Origin of the sequence: Aurantiacibacter flavus, assembly GCF_039710615.1 — a bacterium.
GTDB classification, from domain to species: domain Bacteria; phylum Pseudomonadota; class Alphaproteobacteria; order Sphingomonadales; family Sphingomonadaceae; genus Alteraurantiacibacter; species Alteraurantiacibacter flavus.
In genome coordinates this window covers 884,622-902,631 of sequence record NZ_JBDLBR010000001.1, presented here as the reverse complement: position 1 = coordinate 902,631, position 18,010 = coordinate 884,622, and the positions used below count along the sequence as shown (strand labels likewise).

Sequence of the window (18,010 nt, the reverse complement as noted above, 5' to 3'; positions counted from 1 at the left end):
TGCCGAGCCTTTCCCCGAATGCTAGCGAAATGCAATCCGACCAAAGTGGTCGGCAAAGGTCTGGAAAGGAAGGGCTCCCCCTCTTTCCGCCGCAGTTACAGGTTGATGTCGTAATGCCAAGCATAAGTCCCCTCGCCCAGCCGCAGCCTCTGTGCTGCCGCGCAGGCGAACCGGGCTTTGCGCAGAACACGAAGCTGCGCCTTGGCATTGCTGCAGACACGAATCACGGTTCCGTCGGGCGGAACGCCCGTGGAATCTGTCCATCTCCCCCGCAGCCTACTGGAAAAATGCCCATGGCTACGGGGATTCACACATTGGGACAGCGCAGCCGCGCAGGCGCCGCCTGCTCGCGCCCCGCTGTCCGGAGACTTATCAATGGCTACGCGCATGCTTATCGATGCGCGCCACCCGGAAGAAACTCGGGTGGCGGTGCTCCAGGGAAATCGCATTGAGGAATTCGACTTTGAATCTGCCGAACACAAGCAGATCAAGGGCAACATCTATCTCGCCAAGGTTACACGGGTAGAACCCAGCCTGCAGGCCGCGTTCGTCGATTTTGGCGGCAATCGGCACGGCTTCCTCGCTTTCAGCGAAATCCATCCCGACTACTACCAGATTCCACAGGCCGACCGCGACGCGCTGCTGGCCGAAGAACAGGCCGCCGCCGAGGAAGAAGCCGCGCTGCGCGAGCAGGAAGACGGCGACGATGGCGACCTCGACGGTCACGATGGAGACGACGACGAGGGCGAACCCGGCGTCGAAGAGATCGACACCTCCGAAAAGGACGACGTCGCGACGATCGAGGATGGCCACGTCGAAAACGGCGAGGACGACGACAGCGATGGCGAAGATGCCAGTGCTGACGGCGATGACGAAGGTGACGACAGCGAGTCCGGCGAGGACGACAACGGCGAGCAGCGCTCGCGTCGTGGCCGGGGCCGGGGCCGCGCGCGCCGTCAGGGCAATGGCCGTCGCGGTGGCGGCGGCAGCCGCGCGAAGGAAATCGACGAAGCCCGCGCCAAGCGTCAGGCGCTGCGTCGCCGTTACAAGATTCAGGACGTTATCCAGCGCCGCCAGGTGCTGCTGGTGCAGGTCGTCAAGGAAGAGCGTGGCAACAAGGGCGCTGCCCTCACCACCTATCTCTCGCTGGCGGGCCGCTACTGCGTGCTGATGCCGAACTCCAGCCATGGCGGCGGCATCAGCCGCAAGATTTCGTCGGGTTCCGACCGCAAGCGCCTGAAGAGTATCGTCAGCGACCTGTCGCTGCCGCGCTCGATGGGCCTGATCGTGCGTACCGCCGGGCTTTCTCGCACCAAGACCGAGATCAAGCGCGACTTCGACTATCTCGCCCGCCTGTGGGACGAGATCCGCGAGAACACGATGAAGTCGTCGGCGCCGTCGATGATCCATTCGGACAGCGACCTGATCAAGCGCGCCATTCGTGACATTTATAACCGCGAGATCGAAGAGGTCGTGGTCGAAGGCGAGGCTGGTTACAAGGCCGCGCGCGACTTTATGAAACTGCTGATGCCCAGCCATGCGCGACGGGTGAAGCACTATTCCGATCCGGTACCGCTGTTCCAGCGTTATGGCGCGGAAGATCAGCTCTCGGCGATGTACGATCCGATGGTGCAGCTCAAGTCGGGCGGCTACCTGATCATCAACCCGACAGAAGCGCTCGTCTCGATCGACATCAACTCGGGCCGCTCCACGAAGGAGCACGGCATCGAGCAGACGGCACTCCACACCAACCTCGAAGCCGCGCGCGAGATCGCGCGCCAGTTGCGCCTGCGCGACATGGCGGGCCTCGTGGTGATCGACTTCATCGACATGGAACACGGCTCGAACGTGCGCAAGGTCGAGAAGGCGATGAAAGACGCGCTGAAGAACGACCGCGCGCGTATTCAGGTCGGCCGCATTTCGGGCTTCGGCCTGATGGAAATGAGCCGCCAGCGTTTGCGCACTGGCGTGCTCGAGGCAACCACGCGCGAGTGCCCGCACTGCGACGGCACCGGCCTTGTCCGCACCGCCAGCTCGGCGGGCCTGTCGGCGCTGCGTCTGATCGAGGACGAGGCGGCCAAGGGCAAGGGCACGCTGATTACGCTCTATGCCTCGACCGAGGCTTCAATCTACCTGCTCAACTCCAAGCGCGCCGATCTTGCCGAGATCGAGAAGCTCTATGGCGTGACGGTTGAAGTCCAGCCCGAGGGCGAAGACGAAGGCGCGAAGATGCGCGTCACTTCCTCCGGCCCGCGCCCGACAGAAACGCCGAAGTTCGAACAGATCGTCGACGAGGACGATGACCCTGTTGACGACGAGGATGAAGACGACGGCAACGAGGACGAGACCGACGACAGCGAGGATGGCGATCAGCGCCGGTCCTCGCGTCGCCGTCGCCGTCGCGGTGGCCGGGGCCGGAACAAGAGCCGCCCCGAGGACGGTGACAACGACAGCGCGGATAGCGGTGGCGATGCCGGCGCGGACGATGAATCCTCCGAGACGGGCGAAAGCGATAAGGAGGGTGACGACGAGGACAAGCCGCGCCGCCGCCGTCGCCGGGGTGGCCGTGGCCGCAACCGTCGCCGTGACGAGGACCGCGCCGAGGGCGAGGATGAAGCAAGCTCGCAAGGCGACGATGGCGCGGCCGAGAAGGCCAGCCCCGACGCCGCCGAGAGCAAGGAAAAGGGTCCCGCTCCCGAAGTAGCCGAGGCAGCGGAACCTGCTGCCGAAGCGGCGGAGACCGCCGAGCCGGTCGCGGAAGAAGCGCCCAAGCCCAAGCGCCGTTCACGCGCCAAGAAGGCCGAGCCGAAGCCCGAAGTCGAAGCGGAGGCCGCTGCGCCAGCCGAAGAAGAAACTCCGAAGCCCAAGCGCCGCTCGCGCGCCAAGAAGGCCGAGCCGAAACCCGAAGCGGAAACGGAGGCCGCAGCGCCAGCCGAAGAGGCTCCGAAGCCCAAGCGCCGCTCGCGCGCCAAGAAGGTCGCCGAACCGGCTCCTGAGGAGGCTGCGCCTGCGTCGGAGGAGGCAAGCGAGGCCAAGCCCGAGGCAGAGGCGGCCCCGGCCCCGGTCCAATCGGCGCAGGAAGCTGCACCCGCTGAGGAAGCAGCGCAGACGGAAACGCCTCCCGCCGAAGAGAGCGAAGCAGGCGAACAGACGTCCGAAGAGCAGCCGCGTCGCGGCGGATGGTGGCAGCGCACTTTTGGCGCCTGATCACTCTATCAAAGCAACACGAGCGGGCCGCTTGTCTTCGGGCAAGCGGCCCGTTTCGCATGGACGGGCCGCTTCAGGCCCCGGCGCGGCGGGCTGTGCCCCACTCCATCCAGCCCGCCCAGCGCGGGGCCTTTGCAAAGTAGTCCTGACCAACGGGCCCGACCTCGAACCCGGCAGTACGGATGGCCGCGCCGATTTCGCGGGTGAGGTGGCAATTGCCTGCAAGCCGCTTCCAGACCGGCTCAATCCGCCGTTGCCAGCGGGCCACCTCAGGATCGGGTGCACGACCATGTTCGAGATAGATCAGCCGTCCGCCTGGCTTCAGTATCCGGCGCAGCTCGGCCAGCACTCTCGCCTGATCGCCGACCGAACACAGCGTGTATGTGCAGACCACCGCGTCGAAGGCACCGTCGGCAAAGGCGATATCTTCGCCAACGCCCGCGCGGATATCGGCGGATAGCCCGTGGGCCTGCGCCCTTCCCCGCGCCGCTTCGAGCAGATTGGCATTGGGATCGATACCGGCAAAGCTGGTGACCTGCGCGGGATCGTAGAGCTGCTGGTTAAACCCGCCGCCGCATCCGAGTTCGAACACCGCGCCGCGCGCCAGTGGCACGACCTCACGGCGCAATTGCGCCACATCGTCGCTGCCGCATGCCATCGCGATAACGCGCGGAAGCACCTGCGCGTCATACCAAGCCCCAAGCCCCATCGCCGCTCCTTCGCGCCGCCAGATGCTTCGTTTAGCAGGTCTTTTCGCCGTCACCAATCGCGATCACGGCGCAATGCGGTCTCCGCGCCAGTCGAACAGGCCGCCGCTGTCTGCCGGGTTCAGCCCTTCGATAACCGATAGCAGGTTGGCGCTTGCATCGTCAGGCGTGGTCAGTTGTCCTTCTGGCAGGTTGCTCTGAAAAGGGGACGACAGGCGCGTATCGACGGTTCCAGGATGCAGCGCGACGACCACGGCTTGAGGATGGGTGCGCCCCATCTCTATGGCGAAGTTCGCTACCAGCATGTTGAGCGCCGCCTTGCTAGCGCGGTACGAATGCCACCCGCCGATCCGGTTGTCGGAGATCGACCCGATCCGCGCCGACAGCGCCGCAAACACGCTTCGTCGCTCACGCGGGAACAACGGCAGCACATGCTTCGCAACCAGCGCCGGACCGATCGTGTTGATCCGCAAGATCTCCGCCATCGCCTCGGGATCGAGCGCCTTGTAGCTTCGCTCTGGCCCCGTACCGTCAGGCAGCGTCAGGACACCTGTTGCCACCACCACCAGGTCGGGCGGATCGCCGGTCCAGTGCGCCACCGCCTGCGCGATGCTGTCCTCGTCGCCGATATCGCAGGCAAACCGTCGCACGCCTTCCAGATGCGGCCCCTCGCCGCTGCGCGAGCCGGCCAGAACTTCCACGCCCCGCGCTGCCAGACCGGCCACCAGCGCGCTGCCGATGCCGCCGCCTGCCCCGAACACTGCTGCCTTGCCGATGGTCATTGCCGCTTTCGCTCTCCAATTGCGCGCCTGAGTGTGAAATTCCTCGCTCTGCTGCGCCTGCACACCTTGCGCCAACGCCTCAGGCGGCTAGATAGGGACCAAATTCATACAGGACCGATCCCATGGCGACCTTCACCCTCCCCAAGAACTCCAAGATTTCCGGCAAGGGCAATGTCCATAAGGCCGAAGGCGCCGCCCGTGTGAAGTCTTTCAAGATTTATCGCTACGATCCCGACAGCGGCAAGAACCCGCGCTACGACACCTTCGAGATCGATCTCGACGACTGCGGACCGATGGTGCTGGATGCGCTGTTCAAAATCAAGAACGAGGTCGATCCCACGCTGACCTTCCGCCGCTCGTGCCGCGAGGGTATCTGTGGTTCGTGCTCGATGAACATGAACGGCAAGAACGGCCTCGCCTGCACCACCGCCATCGAAGACCTTTCGGGCGAAATCCGCATCACCCCGCTGCCGCACATGGAGGTGATCAAGGATCTGGTGCCCGACTTCACCCACTTCTATGCCCAGTATGCCAGCATCCGCCCCTGGTTGCAGACCGTCAGCACCACGCCTTCGGGCAAGGAGCGGCTCCAGTCGCCCGAACAGCGCGAGAAGCTCGATGGGCTTTACGAGTGCATCCTGTGCGCCTGCTGTTCGACCTCGTGCCCGAGCTACTGGTGGAATTCCGACAAGTTTCTCGGCCCGGCGATCCTGCTTCAGGCCTATCGCTGGCTGGCGGATAGCCGCGACGAGATGACCGGCGAACGGCTCGATGCGCTGGAAGATCCGTTCCGCCTCTATCGTTGCCACACGATCATGAACTGCGCGAACGTTTGCCCCAAGGGCCTCTCGCCCGCCAAGGCGATTGCCGAAACGAAGAAGATGATGGCCGAAAGGCACGTCTGACCCTTGGTGAAGGCAAGCGACCCGGCCTCGCGCCGCGAACATCCCGACCACCCCGGATGGATCGATGCATCCTTCGGCGAGGCCGAGCATTATAACCGTGCCGTCGTCGGAACGCTGCTGATCCGGCGGGAAGGCCCGCAGGTGGCACGGCTGCGGATGATGCCCGAGGAATGGCACAAGAACCAGTATGGCGTCATTCACGGCGGGATGATTCTGGGCCTGATCGACATTGCCGGATTTGCTGCCGCCACCGAATTGAGCGACGGCGCATTTCCGGGCGGGGTCACCATCGAACTCAACAACCATTTCGTCGGCTCGGCTGAAGCGGGGCGGCCGCTCGATGCCGTGGCACAGATAGTCCGCGAAACGGGCAAAATGCTCTTCGTGCGCGGCACCGTCGAGCAGGATGGCGCGATTATCGGCTCGTGGTCCTCGATCCTGCGCAAGATTGCTGCGAGCTAACAGGTTTCGCGATGAGCGTACTCGCACGCTACGAGCGGCTGATCACCGACGGCCAGCTGCGCCCCGACCCCGACCAGCGCCGCGCCGCCGAACGGCTCGACCGGCTCCAGCGCGAGCTGGAGGCTGACGAGACCGGCGGGCTGCTCGGCCAGTTGTTCGGGCGCAAGAAGGTGCGGCCGCAGGGCGTTTACATGTGGGGCGGCGTCGGGCGCGGCAAGTCCATGCTGATGGATCTGTTCCACGAGAACCTCGCCATATCCGAGAAGCGGCGCGTGCATTTCCATGCCTTCATGCAAGAGGTCCACGCCCACCTGCGCGATGCTCGCAAGAGCGAAAGCGGCGATCCGATCCCGATTATCGCCCGTGAGATCGCCGAGGGGCTGCGCGTGCTTGCCTTCGACGAGATGGTGGTCACCAATTCAGCCGATGCGATGATCATGAGCCGACTGTTCACTGCGCTGATCCACGAGCATTCGATTGCCGTTGTTACAACCAGTAACCGCCCTCCGCGCGATCTTTACAAGGACGGGATCAACCGTGACCTGTTCGTTCCGTTCATCACGCTGATCGAGGAGGAACTGGACGTGCTCCCGCTCGATGGCCCAACCGACTACCGGATGCAGCGCATCGGCGGGCTCGACACCTGGCACTGCCCGATTGGCGACGAGGCCACGGGGAAGGTGCGCGAGGCGTTCTTCCGGCTGACCGATTTCGCGCCCGAAGATGCCGAGCATGTGCCCAGCGCGGAACTGGATGTCGGCGGCGGCCGCACGCTGCATGTGCCCAAGAGCCTGAAGGGCGTGGCGGTGTTCAGCTTCAAGCGGCTTTGCGGCGAGGCGCGCGGCGCGCCCGACTATCTCGCCATCGCGCGCGCTTATCACACGGTGATCCTGGTCGGCATTCCGCAGATGGGTCCGCATATGCGCAACGAGGCGGCACGCTTCGTGACGCTGATCGACGCGCTTTACGAGCACCGGGTGAAGCTGTTCGCCACTGCCGCCTGCGCGCATGACGACCTCTATCCTGCGGGCGATGGGGCCTTCGAGTTCGAACGCACGGTAAGCCGCCTCAACGAGATGCAGAGCAGCGAGTATATGGCGCTCGGCCATGGCGAGGGTGACTAGCTACCGAAGGTTTTGAGCCTGTCCTTCGAGACGGGCGCTTAGCCTTCGGCTTCGTGCCCTCCTCAGGACGAACGGTATCTGGCATCCCTCCCCGCACCCCCGTTCGTCCTGAAGAGCGAAAACGCAGTCTGAGCGTCTCGAAGGATTGGTTGCGCGTCGGTGATGGCCTGCGGAGCCTAGCCACTTATCCCCAACCGGGCCAGCGAACGATCCAGCATCACCAGTTGCCACAGCAGCCGCCCATGATCGCTGCGCCCGGAGATATGCTCCTCGGCCACCGCAGCCAGCCGCGCGTTGTCGAACCAGCCCGTCCGCGCCAGCGCCGAAGGCCCGGCGATGCCGCGCGCCTTGTCGGCCAGCGGCCCGCGAAACCATTCGGCAATCGGGGTCACGAAACCCTGCTTGGGCCGATAAAGGATGTCCTTGGGCAGATAGCGCTCCATCGCCTTCTTCAGCAGCCACTTGCCCTGCCCGCCCTTCACCCGCATCCCCTCGGGGAGACGCGCGCAGAACTCCACCAAATGGTGATCGAGCAGCGGCTCGCGCGCTTCGAGGCTCACCGCCATCGAAGTACGGTCCACCTTGGTGAGAATATCGCCCGGCAGCCAGAACGTCAGGTCGGCATATTGGGCCGCATCGAGGCCCGAGCGTGCCGGAGCGCCTGCCATCCGCTCGATCAGCGCCGTCTCGCCACGATAGTCGCCAATCTGCCGGGAGAGCGCATCGGAATAGAGGCCGAGCCGGACCTCAGGCGGTGTTACCGACAGCCCGCGCGCATAGCCCTGCGGCCCCGTCCCCGAAAGCGACTGCAAGGTCGACTTGAAGCGCAGGGGACGCGGGAGCCAGTCCGCCTTTGGCCATGCCGCGCCCAGCGGAGCCAGCGCCTTCTCGCGCAGCGCCTGCGGGATCATGGCCCGCACCCGCTCCTCATGCGCATGGAACACCTGCCGGCGGTAGCCCGCCAGCGCCTCGTCCGCCCCGTCGCCCGAGAGCGCCACGGTCACGCTTTCGCGCGCGAGCTGGCACACCCGCCATGTCGGCAGCGCGGAGGCATCTGCGAAAGGCTCGTCGAACATGCCCGCGATGGCGTCGATAGCGTCAAACTGGTCGGCGCTGACGGTGCGCGCGGCGTGGTTGGTCCCGAACAGCTCGGCCACACGCTCGGCGTAGCTGGTCTCGTCGGCGCTGGCGATGTCGAACCCGATCGAGCAGGTGCGCACCGGCTCGCGCGCCTCCTCCGCCATCATCGCCACGACGGTCGAGCTGTCGACCCCGCCCGAGAGGAAGGCCCCAAGCGGCACGTCGGCCACCATGCGCGAGGATACCCCCAGCTTCAGCCGGTGCAGCAGTTCGGCCTCCAGGTCGCGCTGATTGCCCTTGTGGCGGTCCGCAAAGGAGATATCCCAATAGCGCTGCGGCTCTGGCACCGCGCTGTCATGGCGCAGCAGCATGGTATGCGCGGCAGGCAGCTTATCCACGCCCTTGAGGATCGAGCGATGATCGGGAACATAGCCCCAGGTCATGTAGTCCTCGATCGCCAGCGGATCGACGTCACGCCGCAGCAGCGGGTGCGCGAGCAGCCCTTTCAGTTCTGAGGCGAAGGCCAGCGATCCATCCGAGAGATGCGCCAGAAACAGCGGCTTCACCCCGAACCGGTCGCGAGCAAGGAACAGCGTGCGCTCGCCCTGATCGTAGATCGCGAAGGCGAACATCCCGTCGAGCCGCCGCACACAGTCCGGCCCCCAGCGGCGCCAGGCCGCGAGGATCACCTCGGTGTCGCCATCGGTGCGGAACTGTTCGCCTAGCGAGGCAAGGTCCCGGCGCAGCTCGCGGTAGTTGTAGATCTCGCCGTTGAACACGATGATCGAGCGCTCGTCGGGCGAGAGCATCGGTTGCGGTGATCCCTCGATATCGATGATCGAAAGACGGCGATGTCCCAACGCAACACCCGGTGCATTCCACACGCCCGATCCGTCCGGCCCGCGATGGGCAAGCACGTCGCACATCCGCGCAACCCGGGCGGGATCGACCGGCTTGACCGTGCCACAGTGGAAAATGCCAGCGATCCCGCACATGGGCGCGTTGCCTAGTCCAGCCCGACGATCCGGTCCATCCATTTGCCGGACGGGCCGATAGCGCCGATAAAGTCGGAAATGGCAGCCTGTGCCGCATCCCCGCTGCCCTCTGCCGAGACGATCAACGTTGCGGTCGGGCGGGCGGTGAACAGCAGGCGGTCGCGCATGGTGAGCGCCTTCAGTTCGAGGCGGCTGCTGCCTGTCCAGTCACCATGGCGATACCAGGTCATGGCCAGGCGCGGGTGAACGCCAACGGCTTGTAGCCGGTCGGCCTTGCCGCCGTCGATGGCGGGGGCCTCGCCCAGCCAGCGCCACTCGGTGCCAGGCGGCTGCGCGCCTTCGCCATAGGCTCCGGCCTCGCGGCCCTCTTCCTGCGCGGCGTAATAGGCAAGGAACACGTCGACCCGCGCGCCGCTTGCACTACGATAGGTGCCGAACAGGCGGCGGTCCGCACCCGGAGCTTGGGGTCGCCATGGCCAGCCTTGCTCGGTCGGCACCTGCTCCCATCCAGCCACCTGGGGGAGCACGATGGCTTGCGGCAGCGGAGCCTCAACTGCGCGGGCTACGCCTGCCCAAGCGGTCGTGGCGATGGCGAGCGCTGCAAGGCTTGCAAGCACCGCCCAGCCCGGAGCCGCAAACCGTTCGAGCGACGTGATCCAGCCTGCGCCCTGGATTTCTGCGAGGTCGATCGCGGGCTCGTCCACGCTGCGGTCGAAGAATCGCCAGCCAGCGCCTACCAGAGTCGCCATCACCACGGCGAAGAAGATCCAGCCATAAAAAATATGGTCGAACCCCGCCGCGAACTCGATGCCCTGGAACTGCGCTATGTAAATCGTCCCCCACGCGCGCACGCCATTGGCGAGGATCGGCACGATCACCGAGGCCGCCATGAATGCCGCCCGCCGCCATACCGAGCGGAAGCACTGGTTGGCGATCAGCGCGCCGAGCGCCACCATAGCAACGAGAAACTTCACGCCCGAGCAAGCCTCCGCCACCTCAAACAGACCCACCGGCGTATCGATGAACACCCCTTCGATCTCGGCAGGAATGCCCGATAAGTGGGTGAGCGCAATCGTGATATCCGCCGTGATCATTTGCAGCACGGGCACCAGTTCCTCGCCGATTGGCACGAGGAACACGCTGTAAAACAGCGGAAACAGCAGCGCATAGGAGGCCCGTGGGCCGAGCAGCGCCAGCACGCTGGCGGGCAGCATTGCCACCGCGCCAAGTTGACTCGCCGTGGCCAGCCCAGAGATGTTGCCGAGCAGCCAGACCAGCAAGGCCGCGCCCAGCGCAACAAGGCCAGGCCACCAGGCGCGCGGGGTCAGGAGTGCCAGCTCGGGCAGCCGCTGCCAGACGAGCCAGACAAGGATCGGCGGCACGAGAAGGATATGGTTGTAGGTGGAATTGCTCCACCAGTGCCCCATCATGGCCGCCCATTCGCCTGCGAACAGCGCCAGCAACGCCACCCATGCCAGTGCCAGTTGCAACAGCGGGGCGCGCCACTGCGGGACGATGCTCTCGGTCAGTGGAGCGCGCGTGGGAGAGATCGCGTCAAGCCGCATCGCGGCGCGCCGTTCGGTCAGGGCCGGGCGTAAGGCCGACAATGGCTGCCAGCGGTGCCATCATCGCGGGCCAGCTCATCCGGTCGAACACGAGCTGACGACCTGCGTTGCCGATGCGTTCAGCGCGCGCAGTGTCGTCCGCCAGCGCGCAGGCCTGAGCGACGAAATCGGCATCGTTCTCGCAGCGGAGGAAGTGTTCGCCCGGATCGCCGTCGATTCCTGTCAAGGCCTCCGGCGAGGCGAGCACGGGCCTGGCCATGGCCATGGCCTCAAGCACCTTGTTCTGGACCCCGCGCGCTATGGTTAGCGGAGCGACCACCATACTGGCCGCTGCGAGAAACGGGCGCATGTCGGGCACTTCGCCCCACACTCGCGTGCCCGGCTCGCTCGCCAGGTTGCGCACTGAGGGGGTGGGCGCGCGCCCGACGATGTGGAACTGAGCCGCAGGCTGGCGGGCAAGGATCGCGGGCATGATTTGGCGGGCAAACCGCTGCACAGCGTCGATGTTGGGTGCATAGTCCATCTGCCCGGAGAACACGAAATGCGGGCCGACTGTGTCCGCCAGATCGGCATGCGGGCGGACCTCGGCGGGATCGTAGGCCGTACAGTCAATCCCGTTACGCAGCGCGCCGATATTCGCCACACTTGGGCAACGCGCGCGCATCAGGGCGGCCTCTTCCTCACTCACCAGCAGCGAGCGGTCGGCTCGGGCGGCGAGCTGCGCTTCGTGCTGGCGCAGCAGCCTGCCCTCTCGCGCATGGACCCAGCGCATCGGCCAGCCGCTCTTCGCAGCATAGGCCTCGAACTTGGCCGAATCGACATCGACGAAATCAATCACCAGCCGTCCGGCCCAATCCTGCGGGACATATTGTCCCATCTGGCCCGAGAAGACATAGATTGTCTGGATCGAACGGCTCGCGAGCGTCTCGCGAACCCAGCGATGAAGTCCTTCGCTTGCGAAGGCAGAAAGGCTGATCGGCTTGCCCTTCACCAAGGCTTCCAGCCCGGCGACGGGTAACGCTTTCGCGCGGCGCGGCATGCAATAGCTTGCCGCCAGCCCGGCCAATTCCTGCTCTTCCGCCATGTCAGCATCGGTCTCGGCCAGACAGCCGACATGCACCGGAGCAAGCCTGGCCAGCGCCTTCAGCACATTGTGCGAACGGATCTTGTCGCCCCGGTCGGGCGGAAAGGGTGTCCGATGCGCGAGGAACAGGATCTCTCCCGGCATCAGCCCAACCCCCGCGCGATCAGCGGGCCGAGCCGGTTGGCCGCGGCCAGCGGCAGCTGTTTCCACGCGGCAATGCGCGACTGGTGCTGCGGGCTGAGCGGATCGGCATCGCGCGCCTCGCAGCCCGGCACGGTCCATTCGGCATAGGTCAGCGGCTGGGGCTCAAAGCCCCAGGTCTTCTTATAGGAATAGGGGCCGGTGCCGGTCTTGCTGCGCCCGAAATCGAACGAGGTGCAGCCCTTGCGGCGGGCATGACACATCAGCTCGTAATACATCCGGTCATTGCTGCGCAGGCGGCGCGCGGCATAGGTGCCGCCACCCCAGTAGGGCATCACCGCCCCTGCGTGGTAGAACGACAGCACCGAGGATACCGGAACGCCGTGATGGCGCACGGTCAGGATATCGGCATCGACCGCATCGAGCACGGCATCGAACAGGCTGCGCGGGAAAACCGGCGTGCCCAGGTTGCGAACGCTTTCGGCATAGACGGCATAGTGCGCTGCCCGGTCGGCCTCATCGCGGCCAACGCTGACTTCGAGATCGGCGCCAAGGCTCTTGCGCACTTCGGCGCGCTGCTTGCGCGGGATCGCGGCGAGTTGGGCCTCGTCATCCTCGGCCAGTGGCATCACGAACCCGCAATAGCGTTCGGTCAGCAAGTCCCACCCTGTCCGCGCCGGTCCGCCGCGCAGTTCGACACTCGTGCACGAAAGCCGCTGCGCCAGTTCCTCGACCGCGACGATCAGCCGCTCGGCCGTCGCTTCATCACCTGCCAGCGCACCGCCGCCCACGGCAAAACCGGACGACGCCAGCGTGCGCCCGAAAATCGGCGAGTGTAGCTCGGTAAGCGGCATCCATCCGGCTAGCTCTTCACCGCGCTCGGCGATCAGGCCCAAGGCCCGCTGCCCGGTGCCGCGCTCCACGGCCTGAAGCCATTGCGGAGAGTGAAAGAGCGTGCCTCCCTGCCGCGCGACGAAGGCCTCGATACGCGCGCACTCGTCGGGCTGCGTGAGCTCGGCTAGCCGCACAGCATCGGTGGTCATGACGAACGGCGCGTTCATCGTGCGGCGTCCAGCATCGCCGCCTCACGCGCGACAACCGTGTCGACCCGGTCCCATGCAAACTCGCTCACCACACGTGCGAGCTTGCCCGCCATCCGGTCGAGATTGGTGTAGTGCCGAAAGCGCGAGCGCAGCGGCGCATCGGGCACGCGCGGTTGGCCCGGGTCCACCTCCCACGGGTGGAAATAGAAGATCGCAGGCCGCCCCTCGCGGTGGTTGACCTGCCGGATCGCCCATCGGCTGAAGTGATAGGGCAGCACGCGGAAGAACCCACCGCCGCCAGCGGCAACGCGCCTGCTTCCAAGCATGGCGGTGGTCACCGGCAGCTCGATCAGATCGGCATCGGCCAGCGGGCGAAACGCGAAGCGGGGGGCCTCGGGCCAGCCATAGTGATCGTGCGCGACTGGTGCCACGCTCGACGAGTAGGCATAGCCCTGCTCGGCCAGCACCTCGAAAGCCCAGGGAGTGCGCTTGTCGATCGAGAAACTCGGGGCGCGATAACCCTTTACCGCAGTTCCGCCCGCATCCTCCAGCACGCCGCGCGCACGGGTAATGTCTTGCGCAAACTGCTCAGGGCTGAGCGTGAACACGCGGGCATGATCCCAACCATGGCTGGCGATCTCGTGGCCTGCGTCGGCGATCCGGCGGATCAGCTGCTTATGCCGCTCGGCCACCCAGCCCAGCGTAAAGAAGGTGCCCTTGACCTGTGCCGCGTCGAACATGGCGAGGATCGCCTCGACGTTGCGCTCCACCCGGTCTTCCAGCGAAGGCCAGCTATCGCGATCGATCACCTTCTCGAAGGCGCCGACCTGGAACCAGTCCTCGACATCGACCGACAGGGCATTGACCACCCTTGCGGATGTGGCCTTGCCCTGACTGGCGGCACGATCTGGCGCAATCGCGTTCACGGTGCTCTGCCCCCAACCGCCGCTCAGGCGGCCTTGCTCGAATCCATTTCCGCTTCGATCCACTCGATCAGCATCGAAAGCGTCTGGCGGATGGTGCGCTCCTGCTCGAAGGTGCGAGCCTCAAGCTTGACCATCCTTTCGCGCATGGCCTCAATTTCCGGCGTGAGCAGCCGCTTGACGCTGTCTTCCGCCTGTCCCGACAGATCGAGCACGGCATGCTGCAACTCGGCGATCTGCTCGCGCATCATCTCCAGATCGGAATCGGCATGCGATCCGCCGTCGGCCTTTGCCGCCAGTTCGTCCAGCGCTTGCCCGAGTTCGGCGATGCGCACGTCACGCTCGGCCAGCAGGTCGTCGATCAATTGCGGGTCGATCGCGGAGGGAGCGGTCTGCTCGGTCACCGGGGCCTGGGCTGCCTGCGCTGTCGGCTGGCCGAATTCCTGCGGCACCTTCACAGGCGCAAGGTGGGACGTCTCCGATGCCATTTCGGAAAGCACGTGGTCGACCAATTCGACATCGATCACCTCGACCCGGTCAAGCGAACCGAGCATCAGCACCCGGTTCACGATCTGGTTGACCTTGCGCGGAATGCCGCCGCTGGCCTCGTAAAGCTCGGCGAACACGCCCTCGGCAAACTGCGGGTTGCCCTGCCAGCCTGCCTTCTGAAGGCGGTGCAATACATAGGGCTCCACCTCTTCGGCCTGCATCGGCTCGAGGTGATGGGCGGCGATAATTCGCTGGCGCAGCTGTTCGAGCGCGGGCTCGTTCTGCAAGGTGGCACGGAACTCGGGCTGTCCGAGCAGCAGCACCTGCAACAGCGGGTGGCTGCCAAGCTGGAAGTTCGACAGCATCCGCAGCTCTTCGAGCGCCGAGACCGACAGGTTCTGCGATTCGTCCACCACCAGCAGGCAGCGGCGGCCCGCGCGCGCTTCTTCGTGCAGGAACGCCTCGATCTCGCCCAGCGCAGTCGCCTTGTCATGACCCGCCACCGACAGTCCGAACGCGCGCGCGATAACGTGGATGATCTCCTCGCCATCGAGGTGGCTGGTGACGACCTGCGCCACCGTTACCTGGTTCGGATCGAGGCTGCGGATCGTGTGCGCGACCAGCGTGGACTTGCCCGCGCCGATCTCGCCGGTGATGACGATGAAGCCCTCCCCCTGCGCGAGGCCATAGCCGAGGTACGACAGTGCCTTGCGATGCGTGGCGCTGCGGAAATAGAAGTCCGGATCGGGGGTCAGCTGGAAGGGCTTCGCGGTGAAGCCGTAGAATTGGTCGTGCATCTGTGAACTCCCGTAGTCCGTCAGAATGAATAGCGTAGGCCGAGCAGGGCCGATGCAGAGGTGTAATCGGGCAGGCTTTCGCGTGTGATGCCATCGAGGCCAACGGCCGCCGTGCCGCTCAGGCCTGCGATGATGGTCCTATAATACGAAAGCGTCGCGTTGTAGCCAAGCGAGCCGCCGGCATTATCGAGTCCAGTTTCGAACCATGACGCCGAGGCGTTGAAATTGAGGCTCGACTGGCGGTCGAGTTGGCGGCTGGCATAGGCGGCGATCCAGTAGTTCTCGTCCTTCAGGCCATCCAGCGGGGCGAGCACCGTTCCCGGCGCGGCGATGTATTTGCGCCGATCATAGCCCAGGCCGAGCCCAAGCTGCGTGCGGCCCATGGCGCGAGCGTAGCTGGCGCTGACACCGCGACGGCGGTAAGTTGCCGAGCGCAGCGAGCCGAGCCCTGCGAGGGTGCAATTGCCGCCCTCAAGGCTGCCCACGCACCCGCCCAGATCGCCGGTCACAGGATTGCGGATCGCCTCGAAGTCTGTGCCCAGTCCTGCGAGCGAGTCCGACATCTGTCCGCCGAAGCCGGTGATGTTGTCGTAAACCGAAACGTTGATCGAAGAGTTCGCGTTTGGCGCGTAGGAAAGCGAGCCATAGAAGGTCGTCGAATCGTAACGGCGGCCAATCGTTGCGCTCAGACTGGTGCGGCGGCTCGGGCGCCACATCACGCCGACATCCCAGATCAGCCCCTCGGTTTCGTAGGCTATCTGGCGCGGCTGGCTGTCGTCGGTGACGTAGCGACCGTCGGGCCCGATGACCGGGGTGCCGCTATCATCGCGCACCGCATCGCGGCTCGAAACCTCGACGTCCTCGTAACCCACGCCGCCAATCAGCGCGACATCGCGGCTGACTGGCACGGTCACGTCGGCGCGCACATGGCGGTCGTCGATCCGCTGATCGAGATTGGAAATGTCCTGCCGGTTCCATCCGGCGCCAACGCCTAGGCCGACCGGTAGCACCACATTGGGGGCAATTCCTGCCCGCACGGTGGCTGCCTGGCTCACACTGTCGTCAAACACGTCAACCAGATCGCCATTCGAGGAGGTCGTCACGACGTCGGGCGAATCCACCCGCGCGTAGCCAATCCGGTAGGCTCCGGTGACCTCGACATCACCCACCTGCGTTTGCAGGCTGGGACCAGCATAGACCGAGTATATCTGCGTGGTTGAATCCGAATTGACGCCATAGCCGCCGATGGAAGTGGCGCCGTTGCGCGAGACCCGCGTGCGCGCCGCCATGCCGCCCGCCTCGAGGGTGAGCGTGCGCGGCACCAGCGCGAGCGAACCGCGCGCGATGCCGGTCAACGTGTCGACATCGGCAACGTCGTCGTCCCAACCGATCGAGCGTTCGTAGCGCAGCGAAACCGAAGCGGCAGAGTTGCGCCCGGAAATGGAGGCGTCAACACCTGCCCCGAGACGCGAATAGGTAAACACGTCGGAGCCAGGCTGAAGCTCGGCGGTCACGACCTGTGCCGCTTCGATGTAGGGCGTGATCTGGACGCGGCTCTGGCGCTCGCCGCTCGCCTCATCATCGCGCGCCATCACGGGCGTCGCGAAAGCGGCAACAAGCGTGGCGACCAGAGCAGTGGAATGCCGGAACCGGTGCATAATCCTCACGCCTCCTGACCGTAATAGGTGCCGAACCGGCGACCGCTGGGGCTGAAGTGCGCCGCGTTGAGCAGCAGCTTGATATCGGGGCAGGCAGAAAGCAGCGTCAGCGCATCTTCAAGCGCGCTCTGGCCGGTGCGGTCGGCGCGGGTGACGACGATGGCCTGGCCCACGTGCCGCGCCAGTTCCGCCGCCGGAGAAGCCGCCAGCGCCGGAGGAGAATCGAAGATCACGATGCGATTGGGCGCACCCGCCGTCAGCCGGTCAAGCACCTGCGCGGTGCGCTCGCTGGTCAGAAACTCGCTGTCGGAATTGGTCTGGTTGCCCGCTGGAAGCACTAGCAGACCGGCGATGTCGGTCTCGATAATGCAGTCTTCGAGCCGCACATCGGGATTGGCGAGCGCGTCCATCAGCCCAGTGCTGCTGGAGAGGCCAAGCGTAGAGAGGATCGAGGGCTTGGCAAAGTCGGCATCGACCAGCAACACTTCACTGTCCTTCTCGGCCGCCATCGCCAGAGCGAGGTTGGCGGCGCAGAAAGTCTTCCCCTCGGCGGGTAGCGGCGAACAGACGAGCACCCGCTGAGCGCGCGCACCCTTGCCCGCCTCGCGCGCCTTGCGCACAGAATTGAGCACCTGCCGCTTCACGATGCGGAATTCTTCGAGGAGGCCAGTCACCTGGCCTTCGGGCAGGATCAGGCCGGCGCGCTGCAACTGCTCGCGGTCAATTGGTTCGATGTGGCCTGAGAGTTGCAGCGGCGCAACATCGGCAGGCACGGCTTCCTGCACCTGAGGAGCCGACACCGAGACTGGCGACGATGGGGCCGGCGACGATGAAGCCGGAGACGATGGGGCCGGAGCGGCGTGCTGCAAATCGCGCAAGGGAGACACTGCCGGTTCAACCCGCTTCGGAGCCTGACGGTTTACCGGGCGCGCAAGCTCGCTGGGAACGGGAGCCGGGCGCAGCTCGTCAGCGCCCCAGACATCTTCGTCGCGGTCGAACAGCGAACGGCCCGGGCCGGGGATCTTGCTCTGGTCGGTCATGCGTCCAT

At 65.5% G+C, this 18,010-nt stretch carries 14 protein-coding genes; 4 read left to right on the top strand and 10 right to left on the bottom strand.

Features of this window, described 5'->3' with window-relative positions; all coding sequences use genetic code 11:
- The first annotated feature begins 375 nt into the window (after positions 1-375).
- Entirely contained in the window at positions 376-3,207 is a 2,832-nt protein-coding gene (locus ABDJ38_RS04240) for an Rne/Rng family ribonuclease (protein WP_346783813.1), read from the top strand.
- A 73-nt stretch (positions 3,208-3,280) separates the two neighbouring features.
- On the opposite strand, the gene ABDJ38_RS04235 is transcribed toward ABDJ38_RS04240, so the two are convergent.
- Both ABDJ38_RS04235 and ABDJ38_RS04230 read right to left on the bottom strand, forming a co-directional pair.
- A complete protein-coding gene (locus ABDJ38_RS04235) occupies positions 3,281-3,916 on the bottom strand; it encodes a class I SAM-dependent methyltransferase (RefSeq protein WP_346783812.1) in 636 nt (211 codons plus the stop codon).
- A 63-nt stretch (positions 3,917-3,979) separates the two neighbouring features.
- A complete protein-coding gene (locus ABDJ38_RS04230) occupies positions 3,980-4,696 on the bottom strand; it encodes an SDR family NAD(P)-dependent oxidoreductase (RefSeq protein ID WP_346783811.1) in 717 nt (238 codons plus the stop codon).
- A gap of 122 nt (positions 4,697-4,818) precedes the next feature.
- On the opposite strand from ABDJ38_RS04230, the gene ABDJ38_RS04225 reads away from it, so the two are divergent.
- Genes ABDJ38_RS04225 through zapE form a run of 3 tightly spaced genes read left to right on the top strand, consistent with a single transcriptional unit; the run spans position 4,819 to position 7,187 of the window.
- Entirely contained in the window at positions 4,819-5,601 is a 783-nt protein-coding gene (locus tag ABDJ38_RS04225; protein ID WP_346783810.1) for a succinate dehydrogenase iron-sulfur subunit, read from the top strand.
- A 6-nt stretch (positions 5,602-5,607) separates the two neighbouring features.
- Positions 5,608-6,063, top strand: coding sequence for a PaaI family thioesterase (locus ABDJ38_RS04220; protein WP_346783924.1), 456 nt, complete (start codon positions 5,608-5,610; stop codon positions 6,061-6,063).
- 11 nt (positions 6,064-6,074) lie between these two features.
- Positions 6,075-7,187 (top strand): cell division protein ZapE, encoded by a 1,113-nt coding sequence (gene zapE, locus ABDJ38_RS04215; RefSeq protein ID WP_346783809.1) that lies wholly within the window; start codon positions 6,075-6,077, stop codon positions 7,185-7,187.
- Positions 7,188-7,363: 176 nt separating this feature from the next.
- On the opposite strand, the gene ABDJ38_RS04210 is transcribed toward zapE, so the two are convergent.
- Genes ABDJ38_RS04210 through ABDJ38_RS04175 form a run of 8 tightly spaced genes read right to left on the bottom strand, consistent with a single transcriptional unit; the run spans position 7,364 to position 18,002 of the window.
- Positions 7,364-9,262: an XrtA/PEP-CTERM system amidotransferase gene (locus ABDJ38_RS04210; RefSeq protein WP_346783808.1), complete on the bottom strand. Its 1,899-nt coding sequence runs from the start codon at positions 9,260-9,262 to the stop codon at positions 7,364-7,366.
- Positions 9,263-9,273: 11 nt separating this feature from the next.
- Positions 9,274-10,827, bottom strand: a complete 1,554-nt coding sequence (xrtA, locus tag ABDJ38_RS04205) for an exosortase A (RefSeq protein WP_346783807.1) — start codon at positions 10,825-10,827, stop codon at positions 9,274-9,276.
- Entirely contained in the window at positions 10,817-12,055 is a 1,239-nt protein-coding gene (locus tag ABDJ38_RS04200; RefSeq protein WP_346783806.1) for a TIGR03087 family PEP-CTERM/XrtA system glycosyltransferase, read from the bottom strand. Before ABDJ38_RS04200 ends, xrtA begins: the two co-directional genes overlap by 11 nt.
- Positions 12,055-13,113, bottom strand: a complete 1,059-nt coding sequence (locus tag ABDJ38_RS04195) for a FemAB family XrtA/PEP-CTERM system-associated protein (protein ID WP_346783805.1) — start codon at positions 13,111-13,113, stop codon at positions 12,055-12,057. The genes ABDJ38_RS04200 and ABDJ38_RS04195 overlap by 1 nt, the downstream gene beginning before the upstream one ends.
- Entirely contained in the window at positions 13,110-14,012 is a 903-nt protein-coding gene (locus ABDJ38_RS04190; protein ID WP_429771087.1) for an XrtA system polysaccharide deacetylase, read from the bottom strand. The genes ABDJ38_RS04195 and ABDJ38_RS04190 overlap by 4 nt, the downstream gene beginning before the upstream one ends.
- 32 nt (positions 14,013-14,044) lie before the next feature.
- Entirely contained in the window at positions 14,045-15,304 is a 1,260-nt protein-coding gene (locus ABDJ38_RS04185) for an XrtA/PEP-CTERM system-associated ATPase (RefSeq protein ID WP_346783803.1), read from the bottom strand.
- A 20-nt stretch (positions 15,305-15,324) separates the two neighbouring features.
- Positions 15,325-16,962 (bottom strand): TonB-dependent receptor, encoded by a 1,638-nt coding sequence (locus ABDJ38_RS04180; RefSeq protein ID WP_346783802.1) that lies wholly within the window; start codon positions 16,960-16,962, stop codon positions 15,325-15,327.
- Positions 16,963-16,967: 5 nt separating this feature from the next.
- Positions 16,968-18,002, bottom strand: a complete 1,035-nt coding sequence (locus tag ABDJ38_RS04175; protein WP_346783801.1) for an AAA family ATPase — start codon at positions 18,000-18,002, stop codon at positions 16,968-16,970.
- Positions 18,003-18,010 lie beyond the last annotated feature (8 nt).